Below are 22,527 nucleotides of genomic sequence, written 5' to 3' on the forward strand. Positions count from 1 at the left end.
CCCCCGCGGGCACCCCCCGGTGGGACGAGACCCGCCCGGCCCAGAAGTCAGCCGGACGACACGGACTCGGAGTCGGTGATCTCGCGCCGGTCCCCGTTGCCCTCGACCGGGCGCCGTTCGGGGACGGCGGCCAGGTCGGCCCTGAACCGGCGGTTGAGGGACGCGCGGACCCTGCGCACGGCGCTGCGGGCGCGCGGGCTCTCGACGTCGTCGATCGGCGGCGGGACGTCCAGGTCGACGGCGGGCGCCGGGCGCGGGTCGGTGATCGCGGTGATCGCCTCATCGGGCAGGGACCGCTCGACCTCGCTGAACTTTCCGTCCGGCGACTGGCGGATGACGCCGGTCTCCAGCCCGTGCTGGACCAGGCCGAGGTCGCGGCGCTGCAGGCCGAGGCAGATGCGGTAGGCGATGACGTAGCCGAGCACCGGTCCGAGGATGATGAGGCCGCGGAAGAACCATGTCGTCCAGAACAGCGGGATGTGGAACCGCTCGGCGAGGATGTCGTTGCCGCCCGCGAGCCACAGCGTCCCGTAGAAGACCACGCCGCCGACGCCGATGCCGGTGCGGGCGGGGACGTCGCGGGGACGGTCGAGCAGGTGGTGGATCTGGTGGTCGCCGGTCACCCAGCGTTCGATGAACGGGTAGAGGGCAAGGCCGGTGAACAGCACGCCGGGTACCACCAGCGCCGGGACGATCACGCTCATCGTGACGGTGTGTCCCCACGCGGTGATCTCCCAGGCCGGCATGATCCGCAGGGCGCCCTCCAGCCAGCCCATGTACCAGTCGGGCTGCGATCCGGAGCTGATCGCGCCCGGGTCGTACGGGCCGAACAGCCAGACCGGGTTGATCTGCACGAACGCCGCGAGGAGCGTCGACACCCCCAGCACCCACAGGAACAGCGCCGTGGTCTTGGCGATGAACACCGGGAAGAACGGGTAGCCGTACTGGGCCTTGTTGGAGCTGCCCTTCCCGGGGAACTGGGTGTGCGTCTGCCGCCACGTCAGCACGATCGCGTGCAGCGGGATCAGCGCCGCCAGGAGGCCCGGGATCAGCAGCACGTGGACGACGTACAGCCGCGGGATGATGTCGGTCCCCGGGAACTCACCGCCGAACAGGAACATCACCGCGTATGAGCCGACCAGCGGGATCGACGCGAGCACGCCCTCCAGGATGCGGAGGCCGGTGCCCGACAGCAGGTCGTCCGGCAGGGTGTAGCCGAACAGGCCGTTCAGCATGACGAGGATGAACATGCCGATGCCGATCAGCCAGTTCAGCTCCCGCGGCTTGCGGAACGAGCCCGTGAAGAAGTGGCGGAGCAGGTGCACGAGGATCGCCGCCATGAAGATGAGCGTCGACCAGTGGTGCAGCTGCCGGATGAGCAGCCCGCCCCGCACATCGAAGCTGATCTTGAGGGTAGAGGCGTACGCCTCGCTCATCTCCACGCCCTGCAGCTTGGCGTAGGAGCCGTCGTAGATGACCTCCTGCATGCTCGGCTTGTAGAAGAGCGTGAGGAACACGCCGGTCAGCAGAATGATCACAAACGAGTACATCGCGATCTCGCCGACCAGGAAGCTCCACTGGTCCGGGAACGCCTTGCGGATGGCCTTGCGGGCGAATCCGGTCGAGCCGAAACGCTCGTCGAGGGCCCGCGCGGTCGCGTCCACGGCCTTCGGTGGTCTGCGCTCACCCGGTCGGCCTTCGCCGGCCGTCCGAATCCCCGCCATCGTCAACGTCCTCTCGTCGCACGTCGTCGCCGCGCGACTGCGCATGCCGAAAACCGCACATGTCGCGCTTCTGCGCATAAGACCGATCCAGTGCGGGTGGATGTGACATGGCGCGGATGTGGACCCCGTCACACTCCGGGCGGGTTCAGCAGGCGGGCACGGCCAGCCGGCTGCGGCGCTGATACCGGGGACGCCAGCTCGTCCGGTAGAAGAGCCGGATCGGCGGCGGCAGAAGATGCAGCACCGCGCGGCGGGTGGCCTCCGGGGCGTCGTCCAGCAGCCACGGCAGGAAGACGCCGAGCCCCCGCAGGCCGAGTTCGCGGCGGAACTCGACGTCGAACGTGCCCCACTCGAACGCGGTCAGGCTCTCGGAGATCAGCGGGAGGACCTCCGACTCCTTGAAGGCCAGCAGCGCGTCCACGGACGTGCGAAGCTCCCGCGCGTACTGGGCGAACATGAGCCGGTCACGATGTTCCAGCGCCGCGTCCACGGCGTCGATCAGCGGGACGACCTTCAGCGTCCGGAACGCCATGGAGTCGAGGACGATCCCGAGCCGCCCCGGGGCGTCGGCGTCCTTGGCGTACATCACCGTCCAGAGGGCGCTCTTCTCCGTGTTGTCCTGGACGCGCCAGTGGAACCTGAACAGGGACCAGGTGTTCGCGACCGCCGCGGCCGCCGGTGCGCCGCCCGCGTCGGCGCCTTCGGCCGCGTCGGCCGCGGCCTCGATCCGGGCCGTGTCGCGGCGGAACGCACTGTACGCCGCGTACAGCATCGTCAGGTCGAACCGCCTTGGTTCGCAGCCCATGGCGCCTCCAAGCTCTCCGCCGGTGCCGCCGGACCCGCGGCACCCACAAAAGAAGATGGATCGAACGTCCCGAACGTGACGGGATCCGGGTACCGACCTCTGTGATCTGCCCCACGACGCGCCCGATAATCCGGGCACCACGGTGGCGTCCATGACCATCACCACCACCGGCCGGCCGCGCGGCGACGGCGGCGGGAGCGCGGCGCCCTCCCGCCGGGAGGTGAGGAGCCGGGGCGATCTGGCCCGCCCGTGGCGCTGGCTGTACGTTGTCCGGACATGGCGTCCGAAAGGGCGTGATCTCGGCGAGGAAGGGGCCGTGGATGGCTGTTGACGCGGCGGGTCTCGACATCGCGTCCGTCATTCTGCGGGTTTCGGTCGGCGGCACCCTCGTCGCGCACGGCTGGAACCACGCGTTCGGCGGCGGGAAGATCGAGGGCACGGCGGGCTGGTTCGAGTCCATGGGACTGCGCCCCGGCAGGCTGCACGCGCTGATGGCGACCGCCACCGAACTCGGCGCGGGCCTCCTGCTGCTGCTCGGCCTGCTCACCCCGCTGGCCGCGGCCGGCGCGGTCGGCACGATGGGGGTCGCGTTCATCACCGCCCACCTGCGCAACGGCTTCTTCATCTTCCGCCCCGGCCAGGGCTACGAGTACGTCCTCATGATCATCCTGGTGGCGTGCGGGCTCGGCGCGCTGGGCGGCGGGGGCGTGTCCCTCGACCGCGCGCTCGGGATCTCCGACGACCTGTCCGGCTGGACGGGCTTCGCCATCACCGCCCTCGCCGGCGGCCTCGGCGCCGCGCTCCTCCTGGCCGTCTTCTGGCGTCCCGCCCGGCGGCCCGCCGAGGAGACCGAAGCGTAGGCCGAAGACCAGGGGCCGGCCTCCGCACACGGGTGGAGGCCGGCCCCGCGGCACCGGCGGGGGACGGTGCCTGTCCGGGCGGGTCTATCTCCAGGTGTCGTTCGCGGTATGGGACGACGTGCCGCTGGTGTAACTCCGGTTCGCGCCGTCCTCCCAGGTCACGGTGCCCGCATCGGTCTTCTTGATGTACTTGTACTCGACCTTGGTGTTGGCGGGCAGCGTCACCCTGCCGCTCCAGGCCGGGTAGTTCGCTGGGGAGAGCTTGACGGCTTTGGCGGGGTCCCAGGAGCCGAGCGCCGGGATGCCGCCGACGAGGTGGACGCTCGTCCCCCAGGTGGTGGTGGCGTGGACGGTGAACGTGTCGGAGACGGTCGCCGGCGGGGAGGTCGGCGTCGCCGTGGGGGACGCCGTCGGGGTCGCGCCGGACCTGGCGTCCGCGTGGACGGCGACCGCGCCGCCCGCCGGGATGGTCACGGTCGCGGTCCCGCCGGACACGGTGACGGCCGTGCCCTCACATCCGCCCGGCCCGGCCCCGCCGGTGATGACGTCGCAGTAGACGCCGTCGGCGAGCCCGGTCGTGTAGGACGCGGTGGACGGGCCGGACGAGTCGTTGAGCCCGATCCAGCCCCGGGACCCGCGACTGAACCCGATGACGTCGCCCGCCGTGGCCGTGAAGTTGGACACGGTCGTGGCGGACGCGGTCGCGTTGCGCCAGCCGACCATGCCCTTGATGCCGGTCGACCGGGTGATGCACTGCCAGCCGTTCGAGCAGTCGGTGTCGGTGACGAAGCCGCGCGAGTCGGCGGGCGGCGACTGCCCCCTGGACGACCAGGTGAACCCGTCGAAGACGGCCGGTTTCCCGTACGGGTAGGCCAGCAGGAAGTAGTTGGCCAGGGTGTAGTCGGTGCCGTTCTTGTAGCTGAGCGTCGAGCCGTCCCGCTCCGTGTCATGGTTGGTGATCATGGCGTGGGTCTGCGAGCCGTCCGCGTCCAGCGACCAGGACGGGATGCCCGACAGGTTCGACAGGGTGCCGTTCTGGAACTGGGTCTTGAGGCCCATCGCGTAGGCGAAGCCGAGCACGTCACCGTTCCGGGTGAAGGCGGACGCCTTCAGGTCCGGGTTGGACGCCCCGGGGAAGATCTCCTGCGCGATGTAGGGCGGCCTGCCCTCGGCGGTCGTGGTGCTCAGCGCGCCCTTGACGGCGGCGAAGTCGTTCTGGTCGATGTGCTTGGCGGCGTCGATGCGGAACCCGTCCACGCCGAGCCCGATCAGGTCGTTGAGGTACCCGGCGATCTTTCCGCGGACGTATCCGGACTGCGTCTTGAGGTCCGACAGCGACAACAGCTCGCAGTTCTGCACCTCGGACTTGTCGTTCCAGTCGTCGATGCCCGCGTCGTCGTCGTTGCAGTACCCGTCGTTCGCGTGGTGGAAGTCGCCGTGGCCGTAGGGGACGGCGGGGTAGGAGAATCCGGCCGGGTCGAACGTCGAGCCGCCGTAGGTGGTGTTCACCGTGTTGTTGTGGCCGGCCATGTGGTTGACGACGGCGTCGACGTAGACGCGCACGCCGGCGTCGTGGCAGGCGGTCACCATGGCGGAGAACTCGGCGCGTGTGCCGAGCCGGCTGGTCAGGCCGTAGGAGACGGGCTGGTACACCTCCCACCACGGGTGGGCGCCGTCGGCGGTGCTCGCGAGGCTGACCGACTCGGCCGGCGGCGCGACCTGGACGGCCCCGTACCCGGCGGGACCGAGGTGGTCGGTGCACGCCTCCGCGACCGAAGGCCAGTTCCATTCCCAGAGATTGGCGGTCACGTCGCCGGCGTTGAGAGACGCGCTGGTGTTGAGGGTCGTGTGGGCTGGCGGAGCGGCGCTGGCGGTGTCGTCTGGAAGCAGGGCGGCCGCGGGTGCCAGCCCGGCGAGGACGAGGGCGCCCGCGGCGAGGAGGGACAGGCGGCGGGGAACTCTTGCGCGTTGCATGTGGGCGAACTCCTGTCACAGGGCGCCTGGCGGGCGCCTTGAGGGGGTGGGGGGACGGCCGTCCGCGATGCAACGTGAGAATGCTCTCTTCTTGCAGCATGGTCAAGAGCTTGCGCAAGATTTCAATCGACTTTCAGAAAGTCGGCAGTTCCTTAGCCACCGTTAGAGGCGGTCGGGCCGCTGGAGTGTCCGGCGAGGCGTTCCCGCTGGGGAACCACCGTGTACTTGGGGTCCCGGGCCGACTGCATCCCGGCGTGGAAGACGCCGAAACGCGTACAGGCCGAGCCCGCCAGGAGCGCCGCCCCGCTGAGCGCCGCCGCCGCGCGGCTGCGCCCGCCGAGCAGGGCGCCCCCGGCGGCACCCGCGGCCGACAGGATCTCTCCCGCGCGCACGAACCGGCCGGCCTTGCCCAACTTGTACGGCTCGGCGACCAGACCGGCTCGACGCTCCATCACCTTCGCCGAGGCCAGTTCGAGGGCCGTGCCGAGCACCGCCGTGCTGCGCATCGGGGCCGTCTCGCGGGTGGGGGAGGCGATCAACGCCATCCCGGACGCGGCGGCCGCGGCCGAGCCCACGAACACCATCGGCAGCTCGCGGTGGACGTCGTGCCAGGCGGGCACGGCGGTGTCGGCGGCCAGCGCCGCGGTGTAGGCGGCGACGGCCGGGCCCAGCGCGGCGGCCCCCGCGGTCGCCGCCCCGCCGAGGCGCGGGAACAGCCCGGTCACGTGCAGGACGGCCGCCGCGCCCGCCGCCGGGCCGTAGGCCGCCAGCAGCCAGGAGCCCATGCTCATCGGCGAGGTGAGCTTCATGACGCGCAGCATGTTGACGAACCGCGCGGGCCGTCCGAGGTCGTGGATCAGAGCGGCCGTGGACCCGCCGATGGCGAACAGAGACGAGATCTTCAGCGCCCGCGCGGCGGCGGGACGCCCGGTGAGCTCAGCGCCGGCGGCCAGCACCGAACCGGCTCCGGCCAGCCCGCCGAGGAAGAAGTACCCGGCGATGTCGTAGGCCTTCCAGACGGGCGGGTTCAGGATGGGCAGGCCGTAGTAGGAGGTGAACTCCGCCTCCGGCACCATCGCCTTCTCGCCCCGGCCCTTGCCGCCCTTGCGGCGCTTTCCGTCGTGGCCGGGCAGGCCCTTGCCGATCTCCGCCTCGCGGCCCGGCCGCTGCCCGTGCACGCCCTCCTTGTCGACACCGCTTTCGCCGACACCGGTCTGCTCGCCGGGTTCGCTCATCGCCTGCCTCCGTTGCGACCGTGGACGGTGAAGACGGCGGCGAGACCGCCGAGCAGCGTGGCCGCCGCCACGCCCGTGTGCTTCCAGATGGACGGCAGGTCGCGGGTGGTGACGACCGGGTCCGGCGGCAGCCCGTACACCTCCGGCTCGTCCAGGAGGAGGAAGAACGCGCCGTCGCCGCCGACGCCGTCGTCCGGGTCGTGCCCGTACAGGCGCGCGTCGTCCACGCCGATGTCGTGGAGCTGCTCGACGCGCATGGCGGCGCGTTCGCGCAGCTCGTCGAGCGGCCCGTACTGGATGGAGTCCGTCGGGCACGCCTTCGCGCACGCCGGTTCCCGCCCCACGCCGATCCGGTCGTAGCACATCGTGCACTTCCAGGCCCGGCCGTCGTCCTTGCGCTGGTCGATGACGCCGTACGGGCAGGCGGGAATGCAGTAACCGCACCCGTTGCAGATGTCCTCCTGGACGACGACGGTGCCGAACTCGGTGCGGAACAGCGAACCGGTCGGGCAGACGTCCAGGCAGGCGGCGTGCGTGCAGTGCTTGCACACGTCGGACGCCATCAGCCAGCGGAGGTCCGTGCCGCCGTCACCGGGGGCGCCGCCGTGGTCGACGCCCGCGTCGGCGTGCCCCATCGGCTTGTCCTGCTCGATGAACGCGACGTGCCGCCAGGTGTCGGCGCCGAGGCCCTGGGTGTTGTCGTAGGACATGCCGGTGAACTCCAGGCCGTCCTCGGGAATGGCGTTCCATTCCTTGCAGGCCACCTCGCACGCCTTGCAGCCGATGCAGACGGACGTGTCGGTGAAGAAGCCCATCCTGGGAGGAGGATCGGTATAGCCGGCGTTCGCCGTGACGTCGGGCTCCGCCCCCGCCAGCAGATTCCGTCCGACCAGGCTGCTCATTCCACGACCTCCATTCCCGGGGCGCTGCCCCCCTTCCCGGGCAGCGGGGCCCCACACCTTCATTGACGCCGATTTCAGCGGCTGGATAGCTTCTGGGGATGACGGTTGAACGGGTCGGTTACGCGGGTCCGCTGGACAAGACGCTCGGTCTCCTCGTGGTGGAGGCGTCCGAGCGGGAGGTCGTGGCCGAGCTGGAGGTCACGGACAAGCTCATGCAGGCGTACGGCATCGTCCACGGCGGCGTGTACTGCGCGATCACCGAGACGGTGTGCAGCATGGGCGCGGCGCTCACGGTCGGGCTCGACAGCCAGGTCGTCGGCGTCAGCAACCACACGCGGTTCATCCGGGCCGTGCGCGGGGGCCGGCTGACCGCCCGCGCCCGTCCGGTCGACCGGGTGGACGACCACGTGACCTGGCAGTCGACGATCACCGACGAGAAGGACCGCGTGGTCGCCGAGGGCACCGTCAACCTGCTGAGGCTCTCTCCGCCGGAAGTCTGATCCGCAGGCGGGGTCGGTCTAATCGGGCCGGTCCACTCGGGCGGGTCGGTTCACCGGCTCAGTCCGCCGACAGCGTTTTCCAATGGCGGTCGGCGGCGGGGCGCCAGAGGCCGTGGCGCTCATGGAAGAGGGCGAACGCCTGGGAGCCGCTCCAGTCGTCCGGGAGCAGTTCCGCGGGGAGTCCCGGGTCGAGGAACGGGAACCGGCGCCATTCCTGGACGAGCCTGGTGTGGGCGGCGAACGTCCCGGGGTCGTCGGCGGGACGCAGGGCGCGGACGGCGTCGAGGAAGTCCTCGTAGGCCAGCTCTATCTCGTCCAGGTCCCATGCCTGCGCGGCCACACGCCGCGCCTCCGGCAGGTCGCCGAGCCGCCCGACGAACAGCGTGGACGTCCCGGCGACGCCGATCTCGGCGAGGACCTCGCGGACCTCGGGCTCGCGCTCGCGGTGCGGGCTCACCCACACGCCGGGGGCCAGGTTGCCGAGCCCGTTCCACACGAGCCGGGTCCGCAGGAGGTGGCGGAGCCTGCGGTTCGTCTCGGGGACGGTGGCGAGGACCACGAGCCACTGCCCGTCCCACTCGCCGGCGGGCCGGCCGAAGCCGTAGATGCGTTCGGTGCCGTCGGTGAGGAGCCGCTCCCCGGAGCGGGTGAGCCGCCAGGCGGTGCGGCGGCCGTGCCGTTCCCCGGCGAGCCAGCCCTCGGTGGCGCTGCGGGCGAGCGCCTGCCGGACGGCCTTCTCCTCCACCCCGAGAAGGCCGAGCGCCCGCAGGAACGTCGCCGTCCAGACCGGTTCGCCGGCCGGGAGGACGAACTCGCCCAGCACGGTCAGCAGCAACGACCGGGCGCTGGCCGCGCCCAGTTCGCGGCGCCGCCGGAACTCCGGCTCGGCGTGCGCCGCGTACTCGCCCGTCCGGGGCATCTGCTCTCCTCTTCGGGCCTTCGCGTTCGGGTCTTCGGGGACACGGCCGTCCATGCGACGCCGCCCAGTATCGCGCGACGGCCGCCGTGCGACATGGACATTCCACAAGTCTATTGACTGGCGATTTGTCCATGTAGAGCATGTGTGGCACGGTTCCCGGCGAAGGGAAGACCCCGATGACCGCTGAAACGGTGACCGCACCGGTCCCGCCGGACACGTTCAACGCCTCCGCATATCTGCTCCGGGCCGCGCACCGTCCCGATGCCGCCCACCGGCTCGCGCTCACCGGCCCGGGCGGCGACCTCGGCTACGCCGGTCTGGACGACCTCACCGGGCAGGTCGCCGCCGGGCTGGAGCGCCGGGGGGTGCGGGCCGAGGAGCGCGTGGTCCTCTTCATGGCCGACGGCCCGCCCATGGCCGCCGCGATCCTGGGCGCCATGCGGCTCGGCGCCGTCCCCGTCCCGGTGTCGACCATGCTGACCGGCGCGGAACTGGCGGCCCTCCTCGACGACGCCCGCGCCAGGGTCCTGCTGGTCGGCGACCGGTTCGCGGTGCCCGCGGAGGCGGCGCTCGCGCACGCGCCGGGCGTCCGGCAGGTGGTGGTCGAGGGGGACGCGGCGCTCCGCGCCCCCGAGGGCGTGCGGGTGGATTCCTTCGAGGATCTGGTCGCCGAGGGGCGGGCGCAGGGCGGCGAGTTGCTCGACCCATACCGGACCTCGGACGACTCCAGCGCGCTGTGGCTCTACACGTCCGGGACGACGGGCAGGCCGAAGGGCGCGATGCACCGGCATGCCAACATCCGGCACGTCGTGGAGACCTACGGGCGCCAGTTTCTCGGCATCACGCCCGAGGACCGCTGCTATTCGGTCGCCAAGCTGTTCTTCGCCTACGGGATCGGCAACTCGCTGTTCTTCCCCCTCGCCGTCGGCGCGACGGCGATCCTGGACCCGGACCGGCCCACGCCCGCGTCGGTGGCGCAGCGGCTGGCCGAGTACCGCCCGACGCTGTTCTTCGCCGTCCCCACCTTCTACGCCGCGATCCTGAACGCCGACGTCCCGGCGGAGGCGTTCGCGTCCGTTCGGCTCGCGGTGTCGGCGGGGGAGCCGCTGCCCGCCGAGCTGTGCCGCCGGTTCACCGGGAAGTACGGCGTGGAGATCATCGACGGGATCGGCTCGACGGAGTGCCTGCACATCTTCCTGTCGAACCGTCCGGGCCGGGTCCGTCCCGGCACCACGGGCACCGCCGTCCCCGGCTACGAGCTGCGGGTCGTCGACGACCACGGCGCCGACGTCGAGCCGGGCACCCCGGGCTCGCTGCTGGTGAAGGGCGAGTCGATCGCCACGGGCTACTGGTGCCGCACCGACACCACCCGGCAGGTGTTCCAGGGGGAGTGGCTGCGCACCGGCGACACGTACGTGGTGGACGGCGACGGCTACTACACGTGTCTCGGCCGGACGGGCGACATGCTCAAGGCGGGCGGCATCTGGGTGTCGCCGGCGGAGGTGGAGGGACGGCTGCTGGAGCATCCGGCGGTGTCGATGGCCGCGGTGGTCGGCCTCCCGGACGCCGACGGGCTGGACAAGCCGATCGCCTGCGTCGTCCTCAAGGAGGGAACGTCCGCCGAGCCGGAGGAGCTGATCGGCTTCTGCCGTGCGGGGCTCGCGTCGTTCAAGCGTCCCCGCGAGGTGCTGATCGTGGACAAGCTCCCGACGACCCCGACCGGCAAACTGCGCCGTTTCGCCGTCCGCGAGCTGGCCGCGACCCTGCTCGGCCCCTGATCTCCCCACTCCGCGACCCTTCGGGCCGCTCCCGGCGACGGTGACCCATGCATCCATATTCTACAAACTCTTGACGTATCGAACTTGTTTTGTGGAACATAGGTGGGGACACCTTAGACCGGCACGTGGAAGGACACCTCATGACGAGCCCCGAGGGCGCGGACACGGTCCCGCACGTGGAGTTCCGCGTGGATCCGTCCGGATACCGGCACTGGAGCCTGGACGTCGACGGGCCGGTCGCCACGCTGACGATGGCGGTGGACGAGCAGGGCGGCCTGGTCCCCGGCTACGAGCTGAAGCTGAACTCCTACGACCTGGGCGTGGACATCGAGCTGTACGACGCGGTCCAGCGGCTGCGGTTCGAGCACCCCGGCGTCCGGACGGTCGTGATCACCAGCGGCAAGGAGAAGATCTTCTGCGCGGGCGCCAACATCCGCATGCTGGCCGCCTCGCCGCACGCGTGGAAGGTGAACTTCTGCAAGTTCACCAACGAGACCCGCAACGGCATCGAGGACGCGACGGCGAACTCGGGCCAGACCTACCTGGCGGCGTGCAACGGCACCGCGTCCGGCGGCGGCTACGAGCTGGCCCTCGCGTGCGAGCACATCATGCTGGTCGACGACCGGTCGTCGGTGGTGTCGCTGCCGGAGCTGCCGCTGCTGGGCGTCCTGCCCGGGACCGGCGGCCTGACCCGGGTGTCGGACAAGCGGCACGTCCGCCGCGACCGCGCCGACTACTTCTCCACCAAGGCCGAGGGCCTCGGCGGCGAGAAGGCCGTGGCGTGGCGGCTCGTGGACGAGGCGGTTCCCCGCACGGCATGGGACGCGACGGTCTCCGAGCGCGCGGGCGAACTGGCCGCCCGCTCGTCCCGTCCGCGGGACGCCGAGGGCATCGCGCTCACGCCGCTCGGCAAGACGCGCACCGGTACCTCCATCGGCTACCGGTACGTGTCGGCGGAGCTGGACCGGGACGCGGGCGCCGTCGAGATCACTGTCACCGGCCCGGACGAGGCTCCGGAAGGCATCGACGGCGTCCACGCCCAGGGCGCGGGCTTCTGGACGCTCGCCATGACCCGCGAGCTGGACGACCTGATCCTCGACCTGCGCACCAACGAGCTCGACCTCGGAACCTGGGTGTTCCGCACGGCCGGCGACGCCCGGCACGTCCTGGCCCATGACCGGCTGCTGCTCGACAACGCCGGCGACTGGCTCGCCAACGAGATCCTGCACTACCTGAAGCGGACGCTGAAGCGCCTCGACGTCACCAGCCGCAGCCTCATCGCGCTCATCGAGCCGGGCAGCTGTTTCGCCGGCTCGCTTCTGGAGATCGCGCTGGCCGCCGACCGCACCTTCCAGCTCGACGGCGTCTTCGAGGACGTCGACCCGGACGCCGACCCCGCCACCGTCACCGCCGGTGCCATGAACTTCGACCCGCTGCCGATGGGCAACGGACTCAGCCGCCTGGCGACCCGGTTCCTGGGCGACGACGAAGCGCTGTCCGCCGTCCGTGACGCCGAGGGCAAGCCCCTCGAAGCCGCGGACGCCGAGCGGCTCGGTCTGGTGACCTTCGCGCCCGATGACATCGACTGGGAGGAGGAGGTGCGGATCGCGGTGGAGGAGCGGGCCGGGTTCAGTCCGGATGCGTTGACCGGGCTGGAGGCCAACTTCCGCTTCCCCGGTCCGGAGACGGTCGAGACCAAGATTTTCGGTCGGTTGTCGGCCTGGCAGAACTGGATCTTCTACCGTCCCAACGCTTCCGGCCCGGGCGGTGCCCTGCGCCGCTACGGCACCGGCCGGCGTGCCGACTTCGACAGGAAGCGAGTGTGAGCATGGCGATCAGCGCCGACTACTCCGGGAAGATCCCCAACAACGTCGATCTGCATGAGGACCGGCGTTTGCGGCGGGCGTTGGAGTCGTGGCAGCCCAACTTCCTGGACTGGTGGGAGTCGATGGGCCCTGCGCTGCCCACCCAGGACGTCTACCTGCGCACCGCCGTCAACGTCGGCCGGGAGGGCTGGGCGCATTTCGGGCATGTGGCGATGGGTGAGTACCGGTGGGGGATCTTCCTGGCCGAGCGTGACGGTGACCGGCGTATCGGGTTCGGTCAGCACCGGGGGGAGCCGGTCTGGCAGAAGGTGCCGGGGGAGTACCGGGCCGATCTGCAGCGGCTCATCGTGGTGCAGGGGGACACCGAGCCGGCGTCGGTGGAGCAGCAGCGCAATCTGGGGGCGACCGCGCCGAGCCTGTACGACCTGCGCAACCTGTTCCAGGTGAACGTGGAGGAGGGCCGTCATCTGTGGGCGATGGTGTACCTGCTGCACGCCTACTTCGGGCGGGAGGGGCGCCAGGAGGCCGAGCAGCTCCTGCACCGCAATTCCGGCAGCGGGGAGGCGCCGCGGATCCTGGGCGCCTTCAACGAGGAGACGCCCGACTGGCTGTCGTTTTTCATGTTCACCTATTTCACCGACCGGGACGGCAAGTACCAGCTGGGCACGCTGAAGGAGTCCGGGTTCGACCCGCTGTCGCGCACGTGCGAGTTCATGCTCAAGGAAGAGGCCCACCACATGATGGTCGGCACCACCGGCATCGACCGGGTGGTGGAGCGGACCGTCCAGCTCATGCGCGAGCACGACACCGACGACGTCACCGCCCACGGCGCGATCTCGCTCGACGTCATCCAGAAGTACCTGAACTTCCACTACTCGGTGTCGCTGGACCTGTTCGGCTCGGAGACCTCCACCAACGTCGCGAACTACTACACCGCCGGGCTCAAGGGCCGCTGGAGGGAGGGCCGCCGCAACGACGACCACCGCCTCACCGATGATGCGATCATGGTGGACGCCCTGGTCGAGGGCGCCATCGGGCAGACCGAGGTCGCCGCGCTGGTCGGCCTGAACACCGACCTGCGCCGCGAGTACATCGCCGACTGCCAGAGCGGCGTCAACCGCTGGAACCGCATCCTGGCCGAGGCCGGCCTGGCGCAGCGCCTCTACCTGCCCGGCATCGCCTTCAACCGCAAGGTCGGCGCGTTCGCCGCCATCGAGGCCGCCCCCGACGGCGAGATCCTGTCCACCGACCAGTGGGAACACCGCAAGAGCGCCTGGCTCCCCACCGAGGTCGACAAGATCCACGTCCGCTCCCTGATGAGACCGGTCCACGAACGCGGCAAAATCGCCGCCTGGATCGCCCCGCCCCGCAACGGCATCAACGGCAAGCCCTTCGACTACGACTACGTGCGGCTGTAGCCGAGGGCACTGCGATCAAAGCTGCCGCGAGATGACGAGGCGCTGGATCTGGTTGGTGCCCTCGAAGATCTGCATCACCTTCGCCTCCCGCATGAACCGCTCCACGGGGAAGTCGCGGGTGTAGCCGGCGCCGCCGAGGACCTGCACCGCGTCGGTGGTCACCTTCATCGCGTTGTCGGTGGCGACCAGCTTGGCGATCGACGCCTCCCGGCCGTAGGGGCGGCCCGCGTCCTTCAGCCGCGCCGCCGACAGGTACATCGCGCGGGCGGACTCGATGGCGGCGGCCATGTCGGCCAGCACGAACGCCAGGCCCTGATGATCGATGATCGCCTTGCCGAACGCCTCGCGCTCCTTGGCGTAGGCGACGGCGGTGTCGAGCGCGCCCTGGGAGAGCCCGGTGGCGACGGCGGCGATGCCGAGGCGGCCGGCGTCGAGGCCGGCGAGCGCGATCGACAGGCCCTGGCCCTCGCCGCCGATGAGGTTGCCGGCCGGGATGCGCGCGTCCTCGAACCGGACGGTCGCGGTCGTCGACCCCGTCAGGCCCATCTTGTCCTCGGGCTCGTCGAACTCCAGCCCGGGTGTGCCCGCGGGGACGTGGAAGCAGGAGATGCCGCGGGCGCCGTCGTCGGACGTGCGCGCCATGACGGTGTAGAAGTCGGCCTTGCCGCCGTGGGTCGTCCACGCCTTGGCGCCGTTCAGGACGTAGGAGTCGCCGTCCCGGACGGCCTTGGCCCGCATCGCCGCCGGATCGGACCCGGCGTGCGCCTCCGAGAGGCAGTACGCGCCGAGCCGCTCGCCGGACAGCATGTCCGGGAGCCACCGGGCGCGCTGCTCGTCCGTCCCGTACCCGAACAGCGGGAAACACGACAGCGCGTGGACGCTGACGCCGACGCCGACGCTCGCCCACGCCGCGCCGATCTCCTCAAGGACCTGCAGGTAGATCTCGTACGGCTGGGCGCCGCCGCCGAACTCCTCCGGGTACGGCAGCGTGAGCAGCCCCGCTCGGCCCAGCGTCGTGAACACCTCGCGGGGGAACGTCCCGGAGCGTTCGGCGCCGGAGGCCCGCGGCTCCAGCTCCTTCGCCGCGATCTCGCGGGTGAGCGCGATGAGGTCCTCGGACTCGGGCGTGGGCAGATGCCGGGTGGCGGGCATGGGCGGACTCCTTTCGGCACCCCGACAGTACCAAAGACAGTACTGGCGAACTGATTCCAGTACTGTCCTTTGGTACCGTCTCGGCATGACCTCGCCGGACGGCGCCCGCGCCCCCCGGGCACCCCATGCTCCTCGGGCCCCCCATGCCCCCCGGGCCCCCCATGCCCCCCGGGCCCCCCGGGCCGTGCGGCGGCGCGACGCCCTCGTGGGCCGCCTCATCGACGTCTTCCTCGACCGCGGCTTCGCCGAGCTGAGCGTCGCGGAACTGGCCGCCGCCCTGCGCTGCTCGAAGAGCACCCTCTACTCCGTCGCGGCGAGCCGGGAGCAGATCATCGTGACCGTCGTCCGCGCGTTCTTCCGCCGCGCCACCGAGCGGGTGGAGGCCGCCCTCGACGCGGCCACGCGGGCGGGCGCCGACCCCGGCGACCGCGTCGGCGCCTACCTGCGTGCGATCTCCGGTGAGCTGGCGCCCGCGTCGCCCGCCTTCTTCGCCGACCTGGACGCCTTCGCCCCCGCCCGCGATATCTACAAGCAGAACACCGGGTTCGCCGTCCAGCGCGTACAGGGGCTCGTCCGTGAGGCGTCCCCCGGCACCGACGCCGACGCCGCGTTCGTCGGCGCCGTCGCGGGCCAGGTCATGGAGTCCATCCACCGCGGCGAGATCAAGGCGCAGACGGGTCTGGACGACTCCGCCGCCTACGCCGCGCTCGCGTCCCTCATCGTCGCCCGGATGGCCGCCGGCTAGACCTTCGACGTCTGCAGCGCGTGCTCGACGAGCGCGACCAGGGCGCTCCTCGCCATGTCGCGGTCCCGCGCGTCGCACAGCATGACGGGGACCTCCGGGTCGACGTCGAGGGCGTCGCGGATCTCCTCGACGGTGTAGGCGCGGGCGCCGTCGAACCTGTTCGCGGCGACGACGAACGGGATCTCCCGCTGCTCGAAGAAGTCGATGGACGCGAAGCTCGTGGTGAGCCGGCGGGTGTCGACCAGGACGATCGCGCCGATCGCGCCGTAGGCGATCTGGTCCCACATGAACCAGAACCGCTCCTGGCCCGGCGTCCCGAACAGGTACAGCCGGACACCGCCGGAGAAGGTCAGGCGGCCGAAGTCCATGGCGACGGTCGTGGTCGTCTTGCGCTCCACGCCGCCGAGGTCGTCCACGCCGACGGAGGCGTCGGTGAGCGTCTCCTCCGTGCGCAGCGGGTGCACCTCGCTCACCGCGCCGACGAGCGTCGTCTTGCCGACGCCGAAGCCGCCGGCCACCAGGACCTTCAGCGTGTGCAGGGGGACGTCGTCGTCCGCGTCTCGCGGCGGGACGGTCTCAGAGGCGGCGAAGTTCATCGAGCACTCTCATCAGTATGCGGGGGTCGGGGCGTTCGGAGGGCCGGTCCTGGGCCGATTCCTCGATCAGGCCGTACTCGCGCAGGTCCGCCAGCAGGATCTGCACCACCCGGAACGGCAGGTCGGCCTTCGAGGCGAGGTCGGCGGGGGTGGACGGCCGCCCGCACAGCTCAAGGAGCAGCCGGTGCTCGCGCGACAGCCACACCCGGTCGCCCGGGGTCCGCCCGGTCGCGACGAGGATGGCCACCAGGTCGACGACGGGCCCGCGGGCGCGGGTGCGCCCGCGGGTGACCGCGTACGGCCGGACGACCGGGCCGGCGTCCCGCCCGATCCAGCGCTCTCTCGGGGTCTCCACGGTCGGCTCAGCCCGAGGCACCCGAATGCAGCGAAGGGTCCTGCGCGCCGTCCGGGGTCCGGGGTGACGCGCTGAGCTGCCGGCGCACCCGCTTGATCAGCATGGTGGTCTCGTAGGCGACGAGACCGGCGTTGCCGCCGGCGTCGCTCAGGACCGCCAGGCAGCTTCCGCTGCCGGCGGGGATGATGAAGAACAGCATGCCGTCCAGTTCGACGACGGTCTGCCGCACCTGCTTGGCCTCGAAGTGGTCGCGCGCCCCGTTGGCCAGGCTGTGGAAGCCGGACGACAGCGCCGCGAGGAACTCGGAGTCCTTGCGGGTGACGCCCCTCGAGGCGCCCATGACCAGCCCGTCCCGGGACAGCAGGACGGCCTGGTGGACCTCGCCGACCCGCTCCACCAGATCGTCGAGCAGCCAGTCGAGCTCGCCGGTGGCGTGGCCCTGCCCCATTATGAGTCCCCCCATTCGTCGTGTGGATCGAGATCGCCCGGTTCGTCGCCGGCGTTCCTGCCGCGCAGCCAACCCGACTGTAGTGAGGTCATCAGGTCGCGGCTGAGGTCCGGGTTGGGCTCGTCGAAGTCGTCATCGGGCTCCCCGGGCGGTCCGCCGCTCCGCCGCGCGGGAGGCCGGCGCAGTTGCGGTGCCAGGTGAGCATGGCGTACCCGGCGCGGGAGCCTGCCGGTGATTTCGCTGTCCTCGATGTCGCCCGCCTCCGGGTCCTCGCCGGACGGGAGGCCGCGGCTCCCGGCGAGGGCGTCGCCCGGTTCCGGCGGGTCGAATGCGGGGTCCGGCCGTGGTTCGAGGGCCGATGCGGGCGGCAGGGCGGCGGCCGGGAGCGCCGGGCGGGACGGGCGGCCGAGCGGCGGCGGGGATCCGCCCGCGGCCGCCGCCACCGGCTGCGGCGTGCCGGCGCCGAGGCCGCGGGAGGAATGCCAGTCGTCGCTGAGGACGACGAGGGCGTGCGGGATGAGCACGATCGCGGTGGTCCCGCCGTACGGGGACGGCTGCAGCGAGACCTTGACGTCGTGCCGGGCGGCGAGCCGCGCGACGACGAACAGCCCGAGGCGCTCGGTGTCGACCAGGTCGAACTCCACCGCGCTGGCCAGCCGCCGGTTCAGCTCGTCCCGCTCGTCGGCGTTCAGCCCGAGCCCCCGGTCGACCACCTCCACGGCCAGCCCGTTCGCGACGGTCTCGACCTTGACGGTGACCTCCGTGGCGGGCGGCGAGAACATCGTCGCGTTCTCGATCAGCTCGGCCAGCAGGTGGATCACGTCGGCGACCACACCGCCGGTGACCGCGGCCGACGACTCCCCGGTCAGCTCCACCCGGGTGTAGTCCTCCACCTCCGCGATCGCGGCGCGCACCACGTCCTCGGCCGCGACCGGATGGTCCCAGGCCCGGACGGTCGGCGAGCCGGACAGGATGACCAGGCCCTCGGCGTGCCGCCGCATTCGGGTCGTCAGGTGGTCGAGGCGGAACAGGTCGTCCAGCTCCTCGGGGCTGGAGGCGCGCCGCTCCATCTGGTCCAGCAGCCGCAGCTGCCGGTGCAGCAGCGACTGGCTGCGCCACGACAGGTTGACGAAGACCCGGTTGATGCTCGCGCGCAGTTCCGCCTCACCGATCGCGGTGCTGACGGCCGTCCGCTGGACGGTGTCGAACGCCTCGCCGACCAGGGCCACCTCGCGGGTCCTCCCGGTCGCGGGGCGGGGCGTCTCCGCCTCCAGATCCACCCGTTCGCCGCGCCGCAGCCGCGCGACGATGCGGGGCAGCCGCTCGTTCGCCAGGTCCTGCGCCGACCGCTGCAGCCTCCGGAGCTCGTGGGCGTGGCGGCGGGCGAACAGCAGCGACAGCGCGACGGACACGATCACGGCCAGCAGCCCGACGCCGCCCGCCAGGTAGACCCGCGTCATGATCCGCCGGCCGGCGGGCTCGGCCTCCTGGTGCTGGATCACTTCGCCGGCCTTGTAGGTCGTGCCGAGCCACACCTGCCCGGCCGCCTTGGTGGCGGCCTGCCACCGCTGCGGGTCGGGGGCCCTGCCCTGCTGCACGACGCCGTTCTCCAGGGCGACGAAGTCGGCGTAGGCGGGGGAGTTCACCAGGCCGCTCATGGTCCGCGCGACCTGGCCGCTGAGCGAGGTCCGGCCGAGGTCGAAAAGCTCCGCGCGGGCGCCCGCCCACTGGGCGAACGCGGCGCGGCCGCCGGAGTTCAGCCGGTTGCCGCGCAGGCCGGTGAGCAGCAGGTCCTCGCGGAGCATGAAGTCGCGCGCCCAGTAGATGTAAAGGACGCCGTTGGTCTGCTGGTAGACGCCGATGTCGTTGATGTTCACCAGTGTGGTGAGCAGCCGGATCGTGTTGTCGAAGACCTCGCCGTAGGCGTTGACGGCCTCCAGCGCCGATACGTTCCGCGCGGTGATCTGTGACCGGATGCTGGACAGCTGGTCGAGCTGGTTGCCGACGTTCCGGGTGCGCTGGAGCACGTCGTCGTCCATCCGCGCAGTGATCCCGGGGGAGAGGGCCGCCTTGCGGAAGGCGGCCACCGCGCGCTGGGTCTTGGCGGTCTGCTCCTGGAACTTCTGCCTGTTCGCGGTGGACGGCGACGTCAGGGCGGCGATCCCGGCGGCGCGTTCCTCCTGCACCGCCTGCATGGCGAGGTTGATCGGCTGGCCGACCCGGTCGTGGTTGTCGGCGTACTGGATCCGCCGGAGCGCGTCGCTCAACGCCGGGACGGCCGAGAACGCCCACAGGGCCACGAGCGACACCAGCGGGATCGCCAGGAGAAGCGCGATCCTTCGCCCGATCGGACTTGTCCGGGGACGCCCGCGAGATCGGTGCACCTGTTCGGGACTCGACAACGGCCCACTCCTGATCGTCGGCGGCCACCAGCAAGGGTGACGAAGCATACTCAGGCCGTTTTGCCCGGGCCAGGGGCCTCACCTGCTGGAACTCGGGCCGGCCGGATGCTCCGCGCGTCCCGGGTCCCGGTCGGCGGACGGCGTGGGGCCAGCACGCCGCTTTCCGCCGTTCCCGCAGGTCACGACCGGTGAATGGAGGCCATTCCGGTGCTGACCTGAAGAATGCGTTTTCGCCGTATCGGCGTGATCGGCACTAACGGTGAGGAAATCGGCTACGTACGGTGACGGCGGTGCGGAAGCTGATCTTGTTAATGAGGTTCCTGGTGAGACCAATATTGGCCGTTTTGATGCAGAGTCGTGTCTTGTTGCATGAATTGACGCATGTCAGGCTTCGGGTTGCTTCGTCACCCCCACAAACGGAGACCTAGTCATGCGCAGAGCCGCGCTAGCAGCCCTCACCGGGCTGTCACTCGCCGCCACCACCCTGGCCGCGGTACCGGCCCAGGCCGCCGCACCGGCGCACTCCAAACTGGCCCGCCTGGTCAAGCTCAAGAACGTCCGCCACCACCAGCTGAACCTGCAGAAGATCGCGGACGCCAACGGCGGCAACCGGGCCGCCGGGCTGCCGGGCAGCGAGATCACCGTCAAGTACATCGCGAACCAGCTCGAGCGGGCCGGATACGACCCGACCGTCCAGAAGTTCGCGTTCGACTTCTGGCAGGAGCTGTCAGAGCCGGTCTTCGAGCAGACCGCGCCCGAGCAGAAGACGTTCGAACCCGACACCGACTTCGCGACCATGCAGTACTCCGGCGCCGGTGACGTCACCGCCGCCGCGACCCCCGTCGACCCGGGCGCCACCGGGGTCGGCAGCGGCTGCGAGGCCGACGACTTCGCCGGCTTCCCCGCGGGGCACATCGCGCTGATCCAGCGCGGCGGCTGCTTCTTCTCCCTCAAGGCCGACCACGCCATCGCCGCCGGCGCCACCGCCGTCGTCATCTACCAGCTCCCCGACCAGCCGGGCCCCGTCGCCGGCACGCTGACCAAGCCGTACGGCGTCCCGGTCATCGGCCCGACCAACGCCGTGGGCACCGCCCTCGTCCAGCAGGCCCAGGACGGCGGCGTGACACTGCGCGTCAAGACCGACACCTTCAGCGAGGAGCGCGAGGCCGCCAACGTCATCGCCGACACCCGCCGCGGCAAGACCGACAACGTCGTGGTCGTCGGCGCGCACAACGACAGCGTCACCGAGGGTCCCGGCATCAACGACAACGGCTCGGGCACCGCGGCGCTGCTGGAGATCGCCAAGCAGATCCACAAGCTCGGGCCCAAGCTCCGCAACACGGTGCGGTTCGCGTTCTGGGGCGCCGAGGAGGAGGGCCTGATCGGCTCCCAGCACTACGTCGACGGCCTCTCGCAGGAGGAGCGGGACAAGATCGCGCTCAACCTCAACTTCGACATGATCGGCTCGCCGAACTTCGTCCGGTTCGTCTACGACGGCGACAACAGCGCCGGGCAGAACAACGTGGAGGCGCCCGCCGGGTCCGGCGCGATCGAGAAGGCGTTCAACGACTACTTCGCGAAGCGGGACCTGGCCACCGACCCGTCGCCGTTCAACGGGCGTTCGGACTACAACGCCTTCATCACCGTCGGCATCCCCGCCGGCGGCCTGTTCACCGGCGCCGAGGGCATCAAGACGCCCGAGCAGGCGGCGGTGTACGGCGGAACCGCGGGCGAGGCGTACGACCCGTGCTACCACGCGGTCTGTGACCGCTACGGCAACGTGAACCTCCGGGGCTTCGACCAGATGATCGACGGCACCGCGGCGGTCACCCAGAAGTTCGCGTACAGCACCCTGACGGTCAACGGCAATGAACTCGCCAGAAGGCAGGCGCAGGCCAAGAAGCGCGCCATGCCGGACGTGATCGGCCACTTCGCGACGAAGTAGCCCGCCCACGCAGTCCGTCCGAGGGACGCGCCCGCGACCGGGCGCGTCCCTCGCCGTTTCCGCGGGCGGTGCCGGGTCAGCGCGGGGAGAGCGTCTCGGCGATCGTCCGCAGCGCGGGGCGGGGGTCGCCGCCCTGCTCGGTCAGCACCTGGACGGCCACGTGGTCGGCGCCCGCGTCCAGGTGGCCGCTCAGCCGCGCCGCCACCGCAGCCGGGTTCCCGTGCGCGACCAGCGCGTCCAGGATCGCGTCGCTGCCGTCCCCGGCGACGTCCTCGTCGGTGAAGCCGAGCCGCTTGAAACTGGACACGTAGTTCCTCAGCCGGAAGTAGAAGCCGATCTTCTCCCTGGCCAGCGCGCGGGCGCGCTCGGGGTCGGTGTCCAGCACGACCTTCTGGTCCGGGGCGAGGATCGGGCCGTCGCCGAGCGTCTCCCGAGCCAGGCGCGTGTGCTCTGGCGTGGTCAGGTACGGGTGCGCGCCCCCGGCGCGTTCCGCCGACAGCCGCAGCACCTTCGGCCCCAGCGCGGCGAGCACCCGCCCCTCCTCCGGGACGTTCGCCGCGTCGAGCCGGTCCAGATACCGCAGGATCGTCTCGTACGGGCTGCGGTACTCCTGCGTCGCCTCCGGATGGCCGATGCCGACGCCGAGCAGGAACCGGTCGCCGTACGCGTCGTGGAGCCGGTGGTACGACGCCGCGACCTCATCGGCCGGCGTGGTCCACATGTTCACGATCCCGGTCGCGATCACGATGCGGTCGGTGGCGGCGAGGAGCCGTTCGGCGACCTTCAGGTCCCCGCGCGGCGAACCGCCGATCCAGATCGCGCCGTAGCCGAGGTCCTCGACGTCCCCGGCCAGTTCGGGGTCGAGTTCGCTCCACGGGCGCCAGATGCCGAGCCGGCCCAGATCGATCTTCGTCATGTCACCCCAACCAATCGTCCCGCCGTT

19 protein-coding genes are annotated in these 22,527 nt (G+C 71.2%); 7 read left to right on the forward strand and 12 right to left on the reverse strand.

All coding sequences use genetic code 11. The features are described 5' to 3' along the window. Positions 1-47 precede the first annotated feature (47 nt). Both qcrB and ACTWPP_RS36835 read right to left on the reverse strand, forming a co-directional pair. Positions 48-1,724: a cytochrome bc1 complex cytochrome b subunit gene (gene qcrB, locus ACTWPP_RS36830; protein ID WP_443109051.1), complete on the reverse strand. Its 1,677-nt coding sequence runs from the start codon at positions 1,722-1,724 to the stop codon at positions 48-50. Positions 1,725-1,869: 145 nt separating this feature from the next. Beyond that, a complete protein-coding gene (locus ACTWPP_RS36835; RefSeq protein WP_443109052.1) occupies positions 1,870-2,529 on the reverse strand; it encodes a hypothetical protein in 660 nt (219 codons plus the stop codon). 320 nt (positions 2,530-2,849) lie between these two features. On the opposite strand from ACTWPP_RS36835, the gene ACTWPP_RS36840 reads away from it, so the two are divergent. Then, positions 2,850-3,389, forward strand: coding sequence for a DoxX family protein (locus tag ACTWPP_RS36840; protein ID WP_443109053.1), 540 nt, complete (start codon positions 2,850-2,852; stop codon positions 3,387-3,389). Positions 3,390-3,473: 84 nt separating this feature from the next. Here ACTWPP_RS36840 and ACTWPP_RS36845 read toward each other — a convergent pair whose 3' ends face one another. From ACTWPP_RS36845 to ACTWPP_RS36855, 3 genes are all read right to left on the reverse strand, one after another. Beyond that, a complete protein-coding gene (locus ACTWPP_RS36845; RefSeq protein WP_443109054.1) occupies positions 3,474-5,363 on the reverse strand; it encodes a carbohydrate-binding module family 20 domain-containing protein in 1,890 nt (629 codons plus the stop codon). A gap of 152 nt (positions 5,364-5,515) precedes the next feature. Then, on the reverse strand, positions 5,516-6,598 hold the full coding sequence (gene nrfD, locus ACTWPP_RS36850) for an NrfD/PsrC family molybdoenzyme membrane anchor subunit (protein WP_443109055.1): 1,083 nt from the start codon (positions 6,596-6,598) through the stop codon (positions 5,516-5,518). After that, on the reverse strand, positions 6,595-7,413 hold the full coding sequence (locus tag ACTWPP_RS36855) for a 4Fe-4S dicluster domain-containing protein (protein WP_443109118.1): 819 nt from the start codon (positions 7,411-7,413) through the stop codon (positions 6,595-6,597). The genes nrfD and ACTWPP_RS36855 overlap by 4 nt, the downstream gene beginning before the upstream one ends. A 185-nt stretch (positions 7,414-7,598) precedes the next feature. Between ACTWPP_RS36855 and ACTWPP_RS36860 the strand changes: the two genes are divergently transcribed. After that, the gene (locus ACTWPP_RS36860; protein WP_443109056.1) at positions 7,599-8,000 is read left to right on the forward strand and encodes a PaaI family thioesterase; all 402 of its coding nucleotides are present in this window, start codon (positions 7,599-7,601) and stop codon (positions 7,998-8,000) included. A gap of 58 nt (positions 8,001-8,058) precedes the next feature. Here ACTWPP_RS36860 and ACTWPP_RS36865 read toward each other — a convergent pair whose 3' ends face one another. Then, positions 8,059-8,919: a PaaX family transcriptional regulator gene (locus ACTWPP_RS36865; RefSeq protein WP_443109057.1), complete on the reverse strand. Its 861-nt coding sequence runs from the start codon at positions 8,917-8,919 to the stop codon at positions 8,059-8,061. 176 nt (positions 8,920-9,095) lie between these two features. Here ACTWPP_RS36865 and ACTWPP_RS36870 point away from each other — a divergent pair, with 176 nt between their 5' ends. The 3 genes from ACTWPP_RS36870 to boxB all read left to right on the forward strand — a co-directional run bounded on the left by ACTWPP_RS36870 (position 9,096) and on the right by boxB (position 13,941). Further along, positions 9,096-10,697 carry a benzoate-CoA ligase family protein gene (locus ACTWPP_RS36870; RefSeq protein ID WP_443109058.1) on the forward strand — a complete coding sequence of 534 codons (1,602 nt, stop codon included), beginning with the start codon at positions 9,096-9,098 and terminating at the stop codon, positions 10,695-10,697. 140 nt (positions 10,698-10,837) lie between these two features. Further along, entirely contained in the window at positions 10,838-12,523 is a 1,686-nt protein-coding gene (boxC, locus tag ACTWPP_RS36875) for a 2,3-epoxybenzoyl-CoA dihydrolase (RefSeq protein ID WP_443109059.1), read from the forward strand. A gap of 2 nt (positions 12,524-12,525) precedes the next feature. Then, a complete protein-coding gene (gene boxB, locus ACTWPP_RS36880) occupies positions 12,526-13,941 on the forward strand; it encodes a benzoyl-CoA 2,3-epoxidase subunit BoxB (RefSeq protein WP_443109119.1) in 1,416 nt (471 codons plus the stop codon). Positions 13,942-13,956: 15 nt separating this feature from the next. Here the strand turns inward: boxB and ACTWPP_RS36885 are convergent, their stop codons facing one another. Further along, positions 13,957-15,093 (reverse strand): acyl-CoA dehydrogenase family protein, encoded by a 1,137-nt coding sequence (locus tag ACTWPP_RS36885; RefSeq protein WP_443109060.1) that lies wholly within the window; start codon positions 15,091-15,093, stop codon positions 13,957-13,959. Positions 15,094-15,277: 184 nt separating this feature from the next. On the opposite strand from ACTWPP_RS36885, the gene ACTWPP_RS36890 reads away from it, so the two are divergent. After that, the gene (locus tag ACTWPP_RS36890) at positions 15,278-15,838 is read left to right on the forward strand and encodes a TetR/AcrR family transcriptional regulator (protein ID WP_443109061.1); all 561 of its coding nucleotides are present in this window, start codon (positions 15,278-15,280) and stop codon (positions 15,836-15,838) included. Here ACTWPP_RS36890 and ACTWPP_RS36895 read toward each other — a convergent pair. Genes ACTWPP_RS36895 through ACTWPP_RS36910 form a run of 4 tightly spaced genes read right to left on the reverse strand, consistent with a single transcriptional unit; the run spans position 15,835 to position 19,546 of the window. After that, the gene (locus tag ACTWPP_RS36895; RefSeq protein WP_443109062.1) at positions 15,835-16,434 is read right to left on the reverse strand and encodes a GTP-binding protein; all 600 of its coding nucleotides are present in this window, start codon (positions 16,432-16,434) and stop codon (positions 15,835-15,837) included. The two genes, ACTWPP_RS36890 and ACTWPP_RS36895, sit on opposite strands and share 4 nt — an antisense overlap. After that, a complete protein-coding gene (locus ACTWPP_RS36900; RefSeq protein ID WP_443109063.1) occupies positions 16,415-16,789 on the reverse strand; it encodes a DUF742 domain-containing protein in 375 nt (124 codons plus the stop codon). Before ACTWPP_RS36900 ends, ACTWPP_RS36895 begins: the two co-directional genes overlap by 20 nt. Before the next feature lie 7 nt (positions 16,790-16,796). Further along, positions 16,797-17,252 carry a roadblock/LC7 domain-containing protein gene (locus ACTWPP_RS36905; RefSeq protein ID WP_443109064.1) on the reverse strand — a complete coding sequence of 152 codons (456 nt, stop codon included), beginning with the start codon at positions 17,250-17,252 and terminating at the stop codon, positions 16,797-16,799. Further along, positions 17,237-19,546: a nitrate- and nitrite sensing domain-containing protein gene (locus tag ACTWPP_RS36910; RefSeq protein WP_443109065.1), complete on the reverse strand. Its 2,310-nt coding sequence runs from the start codon at positions 19,544-19,546 to the stop codon at positions 17,237-17,239. Before ACTWPP_RS36910 ends, ACTWPP_RS36905 begins: the two co-directional genes overlap by 16 nt. A 523-nt stretch (positions 19,547-20,069) precedes the next feature. Between ACTWPP_RS36910 and ACTWPP_RS36915 the strand changes: the two genes are divergently transcribed. Continuing rightward, complete coding sequence (locus ACTWPP_RS36915) at positions 20,070-21,584, forward strand: M20/M25/M40 family metallo-hydrolase (protein WP_443109066.1); 1,515 nt, start codon at positions 20,070-20,072, stop codon at positions 21,582-21,584. A gap of 76 nt (positions 21,585-21,660) precedes the next feature. Here ACTWPP_RS36915 and ACTWPP_RS36920 read toward each other — a convergent pair whose 3' ends face one another. After that, positions 21,661-22,500, reverse strand: coding sequence for an LLM class F420-dependent oxidoreductase (locus ACTWPP_RS36920; protein ID WP_443109067.1), 840 nt, complete (start codon positions 22,498-22,500; stop codon positions 21,661-21,663). Positions 22,501-22,527: the final 27 nt, after the last annotated feature.

The sequence above is a fragment of the Actinomadura sp. 3N407 genome (genome assembly GCF_052245875.1).
Taxonomy (GTDB): domain Bacteria; phylum Actinomycetota; class Actinomycetes; order Streptosporangiales; family Streptosporangiaceae; genus Spirillospora.

Coding starts and splice junctions, on each gene's coding strand:
- ACTWPP_RS36845 (WP_443109054.1), bottom strand. CDS start 5,363: ATGCAACGCGCAAGAGTTCCCCGCCGCCTGTCCCTCCTCGCCGCGGGC.
- ACTWPP_RS36870 (WP_443109058.1), top strand. CDS start 9,096: ATGACCGCTGAAACGGTGACCGCACCGGTCCCGCCGGACACGTTCAAC.
- ACTWPP_RS36855 (WP_443109118.1), bottom strand. CDS start 7,413: ATGGGCTTCTTCACCGACACGTCCGTCTGCATCGGCTGCAAGGCGTGC.
- ACTWPP_RS36915 (WP_443109066.1), top strand. CDS start 20,070: ATGCGCAGAGCCGCGCTAGCAGCCCTCACCGGGCTGTCACTCGCCGCC.
- ACTWPP_RS36865 (WP_443109057.1), bottom strand. CDS start 8,919: ATGCCCCGGACGGGCGAGTACGCGGCGCACGCCGAGCCGGAGTTCCGG.
- ACTWPP_RS36905 (WP_443109064.1), bottom strand. CDS start 17,252: ATGGGGGGACTCATAATGGGGCAGGGCCACGCCACCGGCGAGCTCGAC.
- ACTWPP_RS36895 (WP_443109062.1), bottom strand. CDS start 16,434: ATGAACTTCGCCGCCTCTGAGACCGTCCCGCCGCGAGACGCGGACGAC.
- ACTWPP_RS36840 (WP_443109053.1), top strand. CDS start 2,850: ATGGCTGTTGACGCGGCGGGTCTCGACATCGCGTCCGTCATTCTGCGG.
- ACTWPP_RS36860 (WP_443109056.1), top strand. CDS start 7,599: ATGACGGTTGAACGGGTCGGTTACGCGGGTCCGCTGGACAAGACGCTC.
- ACTWPP_RS36885 (WP_443109060.1), bottom strand. CDS start 15,093: ATGCCCGCCACCCGGCATCTGCCCACGCCCGAGTCCGAGGACCTCATC.
- nrfD (WP_443109055.1), bottom strand. CDS start 6,598: ATGAGCGAACCCGGCGAGCAGACCGGTGTCGGCGAAAGCGGTGTCGAC.
- ACTWPP_RS36920 (WP_443109067.1), bottom strand. CDS start 22,500: ATGACGAAGATCGATCTGGGCCGGCTCGGCATCTGGCGCCCGTGGAGC.
- boxB (WP_443109119.1), top strand. CDS start 12,526: ATGGCGATCAGCGCCGACTACTCCGGGAAGATCCCCAACAACGTCGAT.
- qcrB (WP_443109051.1), bottom strand. CDS start 1,724: ATGGCGGGGATTCGGACGGCCGGCGAAGGCCGACCGGGTGAGCGCAGA.
- boxC (WP_443109059.1), top strand. CDS start 10,838: ATGACGAGCCCCGAGGGCGCGGACACGGTCCCGCACGTGGAGTTCCGC.
- ACTWPP_RS36835 (WP_443109052.1), bottom strand. CDS start 2,529: ATGGGCTGCGAACCAAGGCGGTTCGACCTGACGATGCTGTACGCGGCG.